The following is a 13,645-nucleotide window of genomic DNA, read 5'->3' on the forward strand; positions in this document are numbered from 1 at the left end:
TCGGCCCATGATCGGACGTTCGGCCGAGCTGCGCGCCGTGCTGGCCGCGCTCGAACAGGCACAAGGCGTCGTCGTCGAGGGCGGCGCCGGCATCGGCAAGACCACTGTGGTGGACGCGGCGGTGCGGGAGGCACGGGCGCGCGGCATGCGGATCCTGCGGTGCACCGGCGTCGAGAGCGTGGCCGTGTTCGGCTACTCCGGCCTCCAGGAGCTTCTGCCACCGGCGCCGGCCGGCCTTCCCCCGCGCCGGCGCGACGCGCTGCTGGTCGCGCTCGGGCTGGCCGACGGGCCCGCCCCTGATCCGTTGCTGGTCAGCCTGGCGACTCTCGACGTGCTGGAGGCGGCGGCCGCGGAGCAGCCCGTGCTTGTCGTGGCCGACGACGCGCAGTGGCTCGACCCGTCCAGCCTGGCGGCCCTCGAATTCGTCGTGTCCCGGCCCCACGGCGCGCCGATCGCCCTGCTGGCGGCGGTGCGCACCGGCGGCTCCGCCTTCGCCGGCCCGGACCTGCGCCGCGTCCGGCTCGACGCGCTGACCCGGGACGAGGCCGTGGAGCTGCTGGCCGACGCCGCGCCCGGCCTGCCGCCGGAGTCGCGTGACCTGGTGCTCGCCGAGGCCGGGGGGAATCCTCTGGCACTGCGCGAGTTCGCCGCCGAGGCGCGGCACCCCGGCGTCTCCGGGCCGCTGCCCGTCACCCGCCGGATCGAGCAGGCCTTCCTCGGCGACCTGTCCGCCCTGCCCGAGCGGAGCCGCCGGCTGCTGCTGCTGGCGGCGGCGGGCGGGTCGATCGCGGAGACCCTCGCGGCCGGGGCGCTCGACGGCGCCGGACCGGCCGACCTCGAACCGCTGGAGCACAACCGGCTCATCGTGGTGGACCGGGGACGCCTGGAGTTCACCCATCCACTGGTGCGTTCGGCGGTGTACGGGGCGGCTTCGCTCTCCGCGCGTGTGTCGGCCCACCGCGCCCTGGCCGAGGTCGTCACCGACCCGGTCCGGGCCGCCTGGCACCGGGCCTCGGCCACGCCCGGACTCGACGAGCAGGTCGCCGGGGAGCTGACCGCGGCGGCCGAGGTGGCGCGGAGCCGGGGCGCGCTGCGCGAGGCGGTGGAGGCTCTGCGCCGCGCCGCCGCGCTCTCCCCGGCCGTCGCGGGTCGCGCCCACCGGCTCGCCCTCGCCGCCGAACTGGCTCGCCAGGCGGGCATGCCGGTGTTGTGCCAGTCGCTGCTGCACCAGGCCGTTCCGCTGGCCGAGGCGCCGTCCGACGCCGCCAACCTGGCCTCCACCGAGCTGCTGCTCGGCATCGAATACGGCACGCCGGTGCGCGGCGCCGAACAAGTCATCGGGCTAGCCACCCGGATGCGCGGCGACCACCTCTCGCGGATCCGGGTGCTGAACACGGCCATCGGGCGCGCGTGGGGTTTCGCCCACGACCCGGAGACCATGGCCCGGCTGCAGCGGGCCGTGACCGACCTCGTCGACGAGGGGCCCTGGCAGCGCGAGATCGGGCTGGCCCTGAGCGATCCCGTCGGCCAGGCGCCGTCCGTGCGGCCGCGGCTGCCCGCGCTGCTGCGGCAGGCCATCGACTTCGCCTTCGTCGATTGCCGCGAACGGTCCATGGGCACCAGCCGGAGCCTGTCCATCTTCGTCTGCGCGGCCGAGGCGCTGCAGGACCTCGACACCGCCGGCGAATGCTGGGAACACTTCACGCGATGGCACCACGCGGCCGGAACGCTGGCCGACGAGGCGTTCGGGCTGCAGGGACAGGCACTCAACCGTTTACTCCGGGGCGACGTGGGCGGCGGTCTGGCCGACGCCGAGCGGGCGCTGGCGCTGGCCGACGGCAACGGGCTCGTGCGCATCGCCGGGCAGGCGGCCGCGATCGCCGCGCTCGGGCACACGGTGCGCGGGGAGACGGCCGACGCGAGGCGGCGGCTCGCCGACAGCCTGAGGTTCAACGAGAACAAGTCGTACGCGCTGATCACCGCGCGGGCCCACTGGGCGGCCGGGCTCCTGGCCGCGGCCGAGGGCCGGCACGCGCAGGCCTGGCGGGAGCTGGCCGAGGTGGCCGCTCATCCGGCGACGGGGTTGTGGGCGCTGGCCGACCTGGTCGAGGCGGGCGTGCGCAGCGGGCACACGGCGCAGGTCGAGGCCGTGGTCGTGGCGGCCGAGGAGCAGGCGGCGGCGTTCGGTTCGGCCCATCTGTGGGCGATAGTTCATCGCGCCAGGGCCGTTCTGAGCTCGCGCGAGGAGTTCTACCTGCGGTCGTTGGCGAACGCCGAGGAGGCGGGGAACGCTTTGGAGCGAGCGCGGACGCAGTTGGCGTACGCGGAATGGCTGCGCCGCAAGCGCCGCATCGTCGACGCCCGCGAGCCGCTGGAGGCGGCGCTGGCCGAGTTCCGCCGGGTGGGCGCCGCGCGACTGGCCGAGCGGGCCGAGCGCGAGCTGCTGGCCACCGGGGCCGCGCCGGCCCGTACGGCCGAGGAGAGCCGTTTGCGGTTGACCCCGCAGGAGCTGCGGATCGTCGAGCTGGCCGCGGAAGGGCTGAGCAACAAGGAGATCGGCGATCAGCTGAGCCTGTCGCCGCGGACCGTGGCGACCCACCTCTACAAGGCGTTCCCGAAGCTGGGCGTGAGGAACCGCGCCCAGCTCTCTCAGATGACCCCGTAGCGCATGGCGTGGGCGATGATGTGCGACCGGTTTCGCAGCCCGAGGCGCCGGGTGATGGTGTGGATGACGCCCTTGACCGTGCGCTCCGAGTAGCAGAGCTTGGCGGCGATCTCGGTGGTCTCCAGGCCCTCGGCCATGAGCCGGATCACCTCGATCTCCCGTGGTGTGAGGCCGGCCGCGTTCAGGCCGGCCTCGTCGAGCACGCGCTGCTGGAGGTCGCGCAGGTGCTTGAGCAGGTCGCCGACGAGCGGGGGCGGCATCACCCCGTCGCCGGCGGCGACCGCGGCCACGGCGCGGGTCAGCCGCTCGGCGGTCACCGCGGCCCGCGGCAGCACCGAGTGCACCCGGCACTCGACGGCGAGGAGCAGCTCGGAGTCGTTGATCTCGTCGAGCACCAGCACGACCGGCCGGCGGGTGGCGGCGGCCGAGCGCCGCAGCGCCGCCACGACCCGGGCGTCGAGCCGGTCGGCGGCGAAGACCAGGACGTCGCCGCCGGCCTCGTCGGGGCCGAGCACCCGCACCTCCGGCCGGTCGGCCAGCAGCACGGTCAGTCCGGCCAGGGTGAGCGAGTCGGTTGCCTGCACCGACACGTCGAGCGTGGTGACCAGAGCCTGGGTCATGAGGGCCTCCTTCGCGGCTTGCTCCGGCAACAGTGCCGCGCGCGCCCGGCGGAGGCATAAGTCGAATCACTGAAGGTCGGCGAGAGCTCCGTGTACGGACCGGACCGCGGCCGATCCCTCGCCCACGGCCGCCGCCACCCTCTTGAGCGACCCCTGGCGTACGTCTCCGACAGCGAAGACGCGGGGGATGGAGGTGGCGAACACCGCGTCCGTACAAATAAATCCGTCTTTGTCGGTTTTGATCTCGCTCAACCACTCGGTCGCCGCGGTAGCGCCGATGAAGCTGAACACGCCGCGGCACTCCAGGGGCTCATCCCGCCCGGTGAGCATCAAGCTCTCGACCCTCGAGTCGCCGCCTAGGCCAGAAATTTCGGTACTTGTGAGGACGGTGATCCGCGGATCGGCGAGGATCCGCTCGACCAGATAGGAGGACATCTTCGCGTAGAGATCAGGACCGCGGACGATCAGCGTCACGTGGCTCGCGTAACGCGCCAGGTGCAAGGACGCCTGCCCGGCCGAATTGGCGCCGCCGACCACCGCGACCGGCTCGCCGGCCACACCCTGGGCCTCCAGGTCGGTCGCCGCGTGATAGATGCCGTTGCCGACGAAGTGGTCCCAGCGGTCGATGGGCAGCGACCGATAGGCGGCCCCGGTCGCGATGATGACCGCCCGGGCCGGGATCTCGGTGCCGTCGTTCAGCACCAGCACGTGCTCCTTGTCGCCGGTGCGCAGCGCCGACACCCCGCACGGCGTCGCGATCTCGGCCCCGAACTTCAGCGCCTGCACCGCCGCCCGCGTGGTCAGGTCGAGCCCGCTCAGCCCGAACGGAAAGCCCAGATAGTTCTCGATCCGGGCGCTGGTGGCCGCCTGCCCGCCGGTGGCCACCATGTCGAGCAGCAGCGTGCCCAGCCCTTCCGAAGCCCCGTAGACGGCCGCGGCCAGCCCGGCCGGTCCCGCGCCGACGATCGCCAGGTCGACCGTGCCCCGGCCGATGCTGCTGTAGGTCAGCCCCAGCCGCTCGCTGATCTCGCCCGGCGTCACCCGGCGCATCACACCACCGGGCGTCAGCGCCACCGGCAGATCCTCGGGCGACAAACCCGCTTCCTCCAGTACGGCGTGGGCCTCGCCGGACGCGGCGTCGAGCCACAGGTGGGGCAGCCCCTGCCGGGACAGGAACACCCGCAGGGCCAGCCCGTCGCCCGAGCGCGGATCGCCGACGATCGTGGTGGACTGCTCGGCACCGAGCCGCAGCAGCCGGCGCCGGGCCAGGAAGGCGCGCAGGAACAGGTCGCCGAGGTCGGTCTGCTGCGCCATCAGCCGCCGGAAAGAGGCCTGGTCGATCATCCGCACCGTGCCCGTCTCGACCACGGTGACCGCCTGGTTGCGGGTCTGGCTGGTGAGCAGGCTCAGCTCACCGGCGAAACCGCCCGGCCCGTACGTGTAGAGGCCGTCCCACAGGGTGGCGCTCTCGCAGACGATGAGGTCGCAGTTCGCCTCGCCCTCCTCGTAGAGGCGCGTCCCGGCGGTCACGGTCACCTCGGTGCCGTACGCGGCGGCGCGCGCCCGCTGGTCGGCGTCGAGCCGGGCGGTGGCGGCGGCGGGCAGATCCTCGATCTCGGGGAAAGACGTCCTGTTCACCCGGCAACCGTTACAGCAGCCGGTGGCCTCCGTCACCCCTGTGGGGTTTCCGGCGTCACACGGGCAACGTCACTTGCCCGCACCGCCGCTAAGCTCGATCTTGTGCCCGCGCAAACACCCGTCCTCGTCGGGCGCGACGCTGAGCTGACCCACTTCGGTGAGCTGCTCGACGCGGTCGGCCCCGGCGGTCAGGCCGTCGTGGTCGAGGGCGAGGCCGGCATCGGCAAGAGCACCCTGATCGACGCGGTGGCCGCGATCGCCGCCGAGCGGGGCTTTCGCGAGCTCCGCTGCACCGGCGTGGCCAGCGAGACCACCTCCGGCTTCGCCGGCCTGCACGAGCTGTTCCACCCGGTGCTCGACCTGCTGCCCACCCTGCCCGGACGGCAGCGGCAGGCCCTGGAGGTCGCGCTCGGCCGGGCCGACGGGCCGGCGCCGAGCCGCCTGATGACCGGCCTGGCGTCGCTCGGCCTGCTCGAGGAGTACGCGTCGGAGCAGCGCACACTCGTCGTGGTCGAGGACGCGCAATGGCTCGACGCCTCCACCGCGCAGACCCTCGCCTTCGCGGCGCGGCGGCTGTCGCAGGCCCCGGTCCTGATGGTCGTGACGATGCGCAGCACCTCCGAGCTGTTCGGGTCGCTGCCGCAGCTCCCGCTCGGCCCGCTCAGCGAGGAAGCCTCCGAGCAGCTGCTGGCCGGCCTCGACGCCGCCACCCGCAAACGGATCCTGACCGAGGCCGTCGGCAACCCGCTGGCCCTCACCGAGCTGCCCCGGGCGCTGACCCCGGGCCGGGCCGGCGACCAGTGGCTGCCGATGACCCGCCGGCTCGAGCAGGCCTTCCTCGACGGCGCCGCCGGCCTGCCCGAGCGCAGCCGGCAGATGCTGCTGCTCATCGCGGCGGCGCCCGAGTCGTCGCTGCGGCAGCTGATGGCGGCCGCGGCCGGCGCCGGGCTGAGCCTTGACGACTTCGCCCCGATCGAGCGGGCCGGCCTGGCCGCCGTCGCCGGCGACCGGATCGTGCCGCGCCATCCGCTCGTGCGCTCGGCCGTCTACAACGCCGCGCCGTTCGCCGAGCGGACCGCCGCCCACCGCCTGCTGGCCGGCGCCGCCACCGACCCCGACCGGGCCGCCTGGCACGCCGCGGCGGCGACACCCGACTTCGACGACGAGGTGGCGGCCGCGCTGGAGGAGACCGCCGACCGGGCCCGCGACCGCAGCGCGCAGATCGAGGCGGTGGCCGCGCTGCGCCGGGCGGCCGCGCTCTCGTCCTCGGTCGCCGACCGGGCGCGCCGGCTGGCGGCCGCGGCCGAGGTGGCCCGGCAGGCGGGCGAGGTGGCCGACAGCACCCTGCTGGTGCGCGAGGCCTGGCCGCTGGCCACCGACCCCGACGTGCTCGCCCATCTCACGCTCACCGAGGTCGCCCTCGGCGCCAGCGCGGCCGTGCCCGGCCACAGCACCGGCGAGCTGCTCGACCTGGTCGCCCGCCTGGCCGGGCCGGCCGGGGAGGCCAACCGGATGCAGCGCCTGCGCGTGCTGACCACGGCGGCCACGGCCAACGCCATCCAGGGGCTGCCGGACGACCTGCGCGCCCGCCTCGACGCCGCGATCGTCGCCGCGGCCGGCGACCTGCGGAGCCCGCACGTGCTGGTCGGCCGGGTGCTGCTCGACCCGGTGACGCACGCGGCCGAGGCCCGCGAGCAGATGCCCGCGCTGCGGCGGGCCGTCCGTGCCTATCTGGCCGAGGACGCCCCGCCGAGCCGCTCGCAGATCATCATCGGCGTCGGGCTGATGGCCCAGGCCGTGCACGACCTGCCGGCCGCGCTGGAGTGGTGGAGCCTGGGCGTCGACCACTTCCACCGGGCCGGTGCACCCGGCGACGAGGCGTGGACGATGCGGGAGCGGGCGCTGATCCGGGTCGGGCTCGGCCAGCTGCGCGAGGGCCTGGCCGACGCCGAGATGGCCCTGCGGCTCGGCTCCGACCTCGGATTGCGGGTCACCGCGGCCGATGCGGCGATCGTCGCCGCCCGGGTACACGCGTGGCAGGGCGACAACGCGCGGGCGCTGGCCGCGATCGCGCTGGGGCAAGGGCTGGACCTCACGTTCCTGCGGGCCCGGGCGGGCTGGTCGGCCGGGCTGATCGCCCTCAACGAGCACCGGTATGAGGACGCCTGGGCCGCCCTGGAGGGCGCGCAGGCCATCGGCACCACCGGGCTGTGGTCGCTCGGCGACCTGACCGAGGCCGCCGTCCGCACCGGGCGCGAGTCCCTGGTGGAGCCGCTGCTCGAGCGCGCGGGGGCGTTCCCCGGCCCGTACATCAAGAATCTGGTCCGTCGCGGCCTCGCCCAGATCTCACCGGGACCCGAGGCGGAGGAGCATTACGAGGCGGCGCTGGACGCCGAGGACAACCCGGCCGTGCTGGAGATCGCGAGGACCCGTCTGGCGTACGGCGAATGGTTGCGCCGCCGCCGGCGCATCGTCGACGCCCGGGAACAGCTGAGCGCGGCCCTTCGGGCGTTCGAGGCGGCCGGCGCCCTCCCATGGACGGAACGCGCCGCGACCGAGCTGCGCGCGGCCGGGGTCGCGCCCGTCGCGTCACGCTCGGCCCGCAACCTGCTCGGCCAGCTGACGGCGCAGGAGCGGCGCATCGTCGAGCTGGCCGCGGACGGGCTGACCAACAAGGAGATCGCCGACCAGCTCTATCTGTCGCACCGCACGATCGGCACCCACCTGTACAAGGTCTTCCCGAAGCTGGGCATCAGCAACCGCAACCAGCTCAGAAGCGCACTGTCCAGTTCTCCCGCTCGTACAGAGGCGCCAGGCCGCTTCTGACCATGTTGGACAGTGACTGGTTGCCCTCGCCCTTCCACGTCTCGGCGAACAGCCGCCGGCACCCGGCCCCGGCCGCCGCCCGGGCCCGCGCCGCGATCAGCGCCGACTGCGCGCCCCGGCCGCGGTGGGACGGCTTGGTGGCGGCCGCGTTCAGGTCGGCGGCATCGCCGTTGAGGTAGACGTTCGCGCCGGCAACCACCTCGTCGCCGTCCCAGGCGGCGAACGGCCGCCAGTGCGCCCGGCCGGCCGTGGAGGCGAGCATCGCGGTGAGGTCGCCGGTGGGCATGCCGAACGTGTCCAGCACGGCATCGGCCCACGCCCCGGCGGTTTCCGGTGTCACAGCGGCGATCCGCAGATCGGACGGCGCGGCGGCGACCTGGGCCGGGTCACCGCCCAGCTTGACCCAGGTGCTGGTCCGCTCCAGACCCCGCCCGGCGAAGCCGTCCGGCAGCACGGACGGGACCAGCTGGATGACCGCCTGCCGCACGCCGTGGGTGCGGTAGAAGTCGAGAACCTCGTCGAGGACGGCCAGAGTGAACGGCTCGGTCACGCCGAAACCGAGCGCCTTGCTCCAGTACGACACCGGGTCGTTCGGCATCGCGAGGGCGACACCGCCGCCGATCCGCGCCGCGGCCACGCCGAGCCGTTCCCGCGCCGGGGCGGGCATCCGGGTCTCGTAGTCGTGCATCAGCTCGGCCTCGGTCAGCTCGGCCTGCTCGTCCACTCCCGTCATCTGCGGAAGACCACCTTTCCCGTACGGTCCGGAGCGTTCGCGTGCGCGAGAGCGCGCTCGAAGTCGCCGAGTCCATACTGCGCGGCGATCTCTGTCCGCAGGACCCCGTCCGCGATGAGCCCGGTCACCTCCGCGTAGACGCGCTCGATCTCCGCCCGCGGCGCGGTGGCGATCCAGTTGTTGAGCCAGAAGCCGTGCACGTTCAAGCTCTTGAAGAGCAGGTGCACCCGGTCGATGACGAGCTGCTGCCCGCTGAGCGCGGCGAAGTTGACGATGTGCGCGTTCGGCGCCAGCACCGCGGCGAGGGTGCCGGCGACCGGGCCGCTGACACCGTCGAGCAGCAGCGACGGCCGGTCCCCGCGCAGCACGTCACGGACCTGAGCGGTCAGGGTCTCGTCGCTGACCACGACGGCGTCGCCGCCCGGCACCTCGACACCGGCCCGCCGCACCACGTTGAGGGTGCGCAGCCCCCGGTGCCGGGCCAGGGCGACCACGAAGGCGCCGAGCGCCGAGTTTGCCGCGGTCTGCATCACCCAGTCGCCCGGCTTCAGCGCGTCGCCGTAGCCGAGCAGCAGATAGGCGGTCGCGGCGTTGATGCCGGCGGTGGCGAGCTGGACCGGGTCGGCGTTCGGGTCGGCGCGCACGACGAAACGCTCCGGCACCACGGCCTCCTCCTGCCAGGTGCCAGGCTGCGGGTTCGGCAGAACGAGAACCAGGTCGCCGGCGGTGACGGCGGTGACACCGGCGCCGACCTCGGTGACCAGTCCGACACCCTCGGCACCGAGGGGCGAGGGCAGCATCGGCCGTACGGCGTAGCGGCCACTGAGGGTCAGAAAGTCGGACGGGTTGACCGGGGCGGCCTCGATCGCAACCCGAACCTGCCCCGCCCCGACCGGCGCGGGGTCCACGTCGAGGAGTCTCAGGGTCTCGGGCTTACCGAACTCGTACAGCTGAAGCGATTTCATGTGGGGCGACGCTAGGCGGCGGCGGGCCCGGCGGCGCCTCACCGAAACGCATCCTGCCCGCGCGGGCAAACGACGTTTCCCGTGCCGATACGGCCGCCCGGCCCGCCGCGGAAGCCACCAAGACGCCGGCTGTCCGGTCGACGTACAGCAGGCGCTACCCGGCGTAGGGATCCCAGTGAGCGGCATACCGCAGCAGAGAATGTGCCAGGTCCGCGTGGGCGGTCGCCCAGCGCGTGTCGAAGAGGAACCACTGGTCGAATCCCACGAAATCATCGATGTAGCGGGCGACCTGCGCGATGTGCGGACCGACTTCGACCAGCGAGCGCGGATGCCTCGCGTACGTGTGAAGGGCGCCGCCAAGGCTCTCTGCGCTGGAGGTGATGAGTTGCCGCAGGAGGCGGAGGTCATGGGGCCAGCGGAGTGCTTCCTGGTCGTCGGCTTTGTGCAGGACGGCGGCCAGATCAGGGAGGGTCAGGCCGGGGATGGTGACGGCTCCGCGAAGGTCGAGATTCCGGTCGATGTCCGGCGACTCCCAGCACAGGCGGACCGAGAAGACCGCCTCAGGTCCGGGCCGGACCAGCCGGGCAGTGCGGACGGGAACGCTGAGGCCGAAGTGGGCGGCCGACGGGCTGCTGTCTTTCGGAAGTGGCCACTTGTCGTTCAGCAGAAACGCGAGCCTGTCAGGCGACGCGGCGGCGGTCTCGTCGTCGACGAAGTAGTAGGCCAGGTCGACTTCGTCGTCATCCGTGCGCACCCGCAAAGCGTGTCGGCCCAGCCGGATGTAGTCGCTTTTGTCGTCGGCCTCCACGTACAAGTGCTCGTGCAGGAGCGTGCGCAGCTGGTCCGTGGTCTCCGGTGGCGGCAGCCCTCGTTTCCTGGCCTTGTCGAAAATCGAGTCCAAGCCGTAGACGTCGCCGCCCAACTCGGTTTCGATCCACTCGTCCGGGTCGTCCTTCCCCCAGCCGCGACGGAACCAGTCCAGCACCGTCGCGTCGGGGAGGGCAACCACCCGCTTGCCGAACGGCGATTCCTCTCGCCACCTGCACACGAAGTACACGGCGAGACTGTAACGCCGAGCAGGTTCACGATGTCTTGTGCGCGATCGCGAGCCGGGTCCGGAACTGCTTGGTGATTGCTCCGCCGTAAACCTCGTCGATCAGGTGAGCGATGCACGCGAACAGGCCGTTGCGTGCCCGCGGCGCCATGGCGCGATTGCCGGAGTACGTCGTGAGCAGGTTCAGATACTCGGGGGCCGTGTAGGTCTGCTGCCACCCGTAGCGCCGGAATTCGACTGGCCCGAATCGTGCCGATCGGTCGAACTCCGCCGCCTCCTCGGGGGTCTCGTCATCGGTGGTCAGGCGCACGCCGGGTGGTGGTGTGGGGTCGAAACGTTCGCAGCATCGTTGGGCGTCGGCGAAGAAGGCGTTTGTGCCGCCGGCGATGTGGTGGGTCGAGACGATGCCGAGGGATCCGCCGGGCGATGGCGGCCATGCCGGGGCTGAGGTCCATCGCGACGACATGGCATCGCAGTCGTGCCAGGGGCAGGGTCGCTTGCCCGGTGCCGCACCCGATCTCGAATACCCGAGCGTGCGGACCGTGTCGGTCATAACTCCCGCAGCGATCGCTAGATCTAGCCGGCGTTCGGGGTTGTCGAGGCTCGGGTGTTGGCCCAGAAAGCCAGTTCGCCGCCGGGGAGGCAGACGATCAGGGGGCCGTCGGGGTTGGTGAACGCCCAGGACTCCAGCTCCGGGTCGGGGGTTACTCGCAGCTCGTAGCCGGCGCCGAAAGTTATCGTCAGTTCGCCGTCGTCGGCTGTCTGGGCTGTGCTCACCACGTCGCCCAGCAAGGAGGCCAAGGCGTCGGAACTGTCGTCGCCCGGCAGGAGCCGGGTGTAGGCGTCGGGGGTGGTCAGGTGGGCTGCTGTCTCGATGAGGATCTGGCTTCCTCGGGAGAAGCTGAGGACCAGGGCGTCGCCCAGGCGGACATACTCCAGGTGCTGTCCTACCAGGGGGGATAGCGGCGACATGCGTACCTCGATCGGGGGCTCGACGGGACCTTCGAGCTGGACCGTAGCCGCCGCTTTCATAACGGGGCCTTAAAACCTGTGACGCAACATCGGGACGAGCATGGCCGGGAACATCAGGAGGTGACCGGCCAGCATGAGGGTGTCGCCGGAGATCAGATTCAGGCCGTACGGGATGAGCAGCACCAGGAACGGCGCGGCCATCGCCGCGCACATCTCGGCGATGTGGGGCCACGAGTGTTTTCGGACGAGCATCCAGGCGCCCATGCCGACTGACATGTTCACGGTCATCGCCATCGCCTCGGCGGCGGGGTACGCCTCGAGGGAGGGCCACAGCGGAGCCAAGGCGACCATGCCCACGAACATGGCGACGACCATCTCGGCGTAGTGGAGAGCGAAGCGTGTTTTCGTCATGCACCGATCGTCAGGGCGGCCGGGTCATGATCTCAGGTGCCGAAGGTCATGGCCGGGGTCACGAAGAACGAGGTCATGCGATCAGGCCCAGGTCGCGGGCGCGCAACGCGGCCTGGGTGCGGTCGCGGACGCCCAGCTTGCCCAGCACGTTGGTGACGTGGTTCTTCACCGTGCCCTCGGCCAGGAACAGCGCGGCGGCTATCTCGCGGTTGCTGCGGCCCTTGGCGAGCAGGCGCAGCACCTCGGTCTCGCGGTCGGACAAGGGGTCGATGAGGGGCTGTGGTGAGGGCAGCTGGGCGAAGCGGGCCACCACCTTGGCCGCCACCGACGGCTGCAGGACCGATTCGCCGCGGTGGGCGGCCCGTACGGCCTCGATCAGGCGCTCCGACGACACGTCCTTCAGCAGGTAGCCGACCGCGCCGGCGCGCAACGCGGCGAAGACGTCGGCGTCGTCGTCGAATGTGGTCAGGGCGATGACCTGGGTGCCCGGGTGGGCGGTGCGGATGCGGCGGGTGGCCTCGATGCCGTCGAGCACGGGCATGCGCAGGTCCATCAGCACCACGTCGGGGCGTACGGCGGCGACCTGGGCCACGGCCTCGTCGCCGTTGCCGGCCTCGCCGGCCACCTCCAGGTCGTCGACGACGCCGAGGAGGACGGACAGGGCCTCGCGGAACAGGGCCTGGTCGTCGACGATCAGCACGCGGGTCATCCGGGCACCTCCATCCGCAGGGTGGCGCCGGCGCCGGGGGCCGACTCCAGGGTCAGGCGGCCGCCCAGCCGGGCCGCCCGTTCGCGCAGGCCGAGCAGGCCGAAGCCGCCCGTGTCCCCGCCGGCGACGCCGGTGCCGTTGTCGCGCACCTCCAGGCGTACACAATCAGGGTCTGAGAAATCGAGGAACAGCTCGGCCCTGGTCGCGTGGGCGTGCTTGTGGACGTTGGTGAGGCCCTCCTGCGCCGCGCGGAACAGGGACTCCTCGGCCTCCGCGGCGAGAGGGCGCGCCCGGCCGACGATGGTGGTCTCGTCCGTCAGCCGCTTCAGTGCCTCGGGCAGGGGCACGGGCGAACGCAGCGCCCCGACCGACCTTCGCACCTCCCGCAGCGCCTCCTCGGCCTGGTCCTGCGCCTTGCCCAGCATCTCGTCGGCCTTCGCCGGCTGCGACAGGACCGCGCGGGCCGCCTTGATCTGCATCTGGACGACGGTCAGCGAGTGGCCGAGCCCGTCGTGGATGTCGCGCGCGATCCGGTTGCGCTCCTCGGAGGCGGCCAGCCGTTCCACCTCGCGCTGGGCCCGCGCGAGCGCCTGCCGCGCCTGCTGCTCGCGCATCAGCAGCTTGGTCAGGACGGCCGCGAACACCGCCGCCGCGAACAGCCCGAGCCCTTCGCGCACGCCCTCGGACAGGTCCATCCCGGCGTGGAACAGCGGCAGCAGCACGACCAGCACGACCACGGCGGCCAGCGGCACCGTCAGCGTCGCCTGGATGACCAGCACGACCAGCATCAGCGTCGAGCCGACCGACGCCTCGGAGACCACGAAGACCGCGAAACCACAGAGGAACAGGCCGATGATGTACGCGTATGAGAGGCGCCGCCGGGCCTGGCGCGTGACCCACTCGTACCCCAGCGTGGCCAGCACCAGGAAGATCGCCCCGGGGACGAGCACCACCGGTTCCCGGCTCCCACCGGCCACATCGACCAGCAGCGTCACGAACGCCGCGACGGTCAGCGCGGCCATGGCTGCTTTCACGCCCCCACTGTCCGGCAG

At 72.6% G+C, this 13,645-nt stretch carries 12 protein-coding genes; 2 read left to right on the top strand and 10 right to left on the bottom strand.

Annotation, left to right across the window (positions count from 1 at the left end; translation table 11 throughout):
- The first annotated feature begins 7 nt into the window (after window positions 1-7).
- Complete coding sequence (locus tag CRP55_RS20530; protein ID WP_097321725.1) at window positions 8-2,665, top strand: helix-turn-helix transcriptional regulator; 2,658 nt, start codon at window positions 8-10, stop codon at window positions 2,663-2,665.
- Here the strand turns inward: CRP55_RS20530 and CRP55_RS20535 are convergent.
- Together CRP55_RS20535 and CRP55_RS20540 are read right to left on the bottom strand one after the other, a co-directional pair.
- Complete coding sequence (locus CRP55_RS20535; RefSeq protein ID WP_097321726.1) at window positions 2,650-3,285, bottom strand: helix-turn-helix transcriptional regulator; 636 nt, start codon at window positions 3,283-3,285, stop codon at window positions 2,650-2,652. The two genes, CRP55_RS20530 and CRP55_RS20535, sit on opposite strands and share 16 nt — an antisense overlap.
- A 66-nt stretch (window positions 3,286-3,351) precedes the next feature.
- A complete protein-coding gene (locus CRP55_RS20540; protein ID WP_097321835.1) occupies window positions 3,352-4,923 on the bottom strand; it encodes an FAD-dependent oxidoreductase in 1,572 nt (523 codons plus the stop codon).
- 102 nt (window positions 4,924-5,025) lie between these two features.
- Between CRP55_RS20540 and CRP55_RS20545 the strand changes: the two genes are divergently transcribed.
- Entirely contained in the window at window positions 5,026-7,749 is a 2,724-nt protein-coding gene (locus CRP55_RS20545) for a helix-turn-helix transcriptional regulator (protein ID WP_179855265.1), read from the top strand.
- On the opposite strand, the gene CRP55_RS20550 is transcribed toward CRP55_RS20545, so the two are convergent.
- The 8 genes from CRP55_RS20550 to CRP55_RS20590 all read right to left on the bottom strand — a co-directional run bounded on the left by CRP55_RS20550 (window position 7,694) and on the right by CRP55_RS20590 (window position 13,627).
- Window positions 7,694-8,482 (bottom strand): GNAT family N-acetyltransferase, encoded by a 789-nt coding sequence (locus CRP55_RS20550; RefSeq protein WP_143234767.1) that lies wholly within the window; start codon window positions 8,480-8,482, stop codon window positions 7,694-7,696. The two genes, CRP55_RS20545 and CRP55_RS20550, sit on opposite strands and share 56 nt — an antisense overlap.
- Window positions 8,479-9,447, bottom strand: coding sequence for a zinc-dependent alcohol dehydrogenase family protein (locus CRP55_RS20555; RefSeq protein ID WP_179855266.1), 969 nt, complete (start codon window positions 9,445-9,447; stop codon window positions 8,479-8,481). The genes CRP55_RS20550 and CRP55_RS20555 overlap by 4 nt, the downstream gene beginning before the upstream one ends.
- A 154-nt stretch (window positions 9,448-9,601) precedes the next feature.
- Window positions 9,602-10,504, bottom strand: a complete 903-nt coding sequence (locus CRP55_RS20560; protein ID WP_097321730.1) for a hypothetical protein — start codon at window positions 10,502-10,504, stop codon at window positions 9,602-9,604.
- A 287-nt stretch (window positions 10,505-10,791) separates the two neighbouring features.
- On the bottom strand, window positions 10,792-11,019 hold the full coding sequence (locus CRP55_RS56250) for a class I SAM-dependent methyltransferase (protein WP_097321732.1): 228 nt from the start codon (window positions 11,017-11,019) through the stop codon (window positions 10,792-10,794).
- Window positions 11,020-11,077: 58 nt separating this feature from the next.
- Window positions 11,078-11,473: a DUF6188 family protein gene (locus CRP55_RS20575; RefSeq protein WP_143234769.1), complete on the bottom strand. Its 396-nt coding sequence runs from the start codon at window positions 11,471-11,473 to the stop codon at window positions 11,078-11,080.
- A gap of 69 nt (window positions 11,474-11,542) precedes the next feature.
- Window positions 11,543-11,884, bottom strand: coding sequence for a hypothetical protein (locus CRP55_RS20580; RefSeq protein WP_097321734.1), 342 nt, complete (start codon window positions 11,882-11,884; stop codon window positions 11,543-11,545).
- A gap of 73 nt (window positions 11,885-11,957) precedes the next feature.
- Entirely contained in the window at window positions 11,958-12,593 is a 636-nt protein-coding gene (locus tag CRP55_RS20585) for a response regulator (RefSeq protein ID WP_097321735.1), read from the bottom strand.
- The gene (locus CRP55_RS20590; RefSeq protein ID WP_179855267.1) at window positions 12,590-13,627 is read right to left on the bottom strand and encodes a sensor histidine kinase; all 1,038 of its coding nucleotides are present in this window, start codon (window positions 13,625-13,627) and stop codon (window positions 12,590-12,592) included. The genes CRP55_RS20585 and CRP55_RS20590 overlap by 4 nt, the downstream gene beginning before the upstream one ends.
- Window positions 13,628-13,645: the final 18 nt, after the last annotated feature.

The sequence above is a fragment of the Paractinoplanes atraurantiacus genome, from assembly GCF_900215205.1.
In the GTDB taxonomy this organism is placed as follows: domain Bacteria; phylum Actinomycetota; class Actinomycetes; order Mycobacteriales; family Micromonosporaceae; genus Actinoplanes; species Actinoplanes atraurantiacus.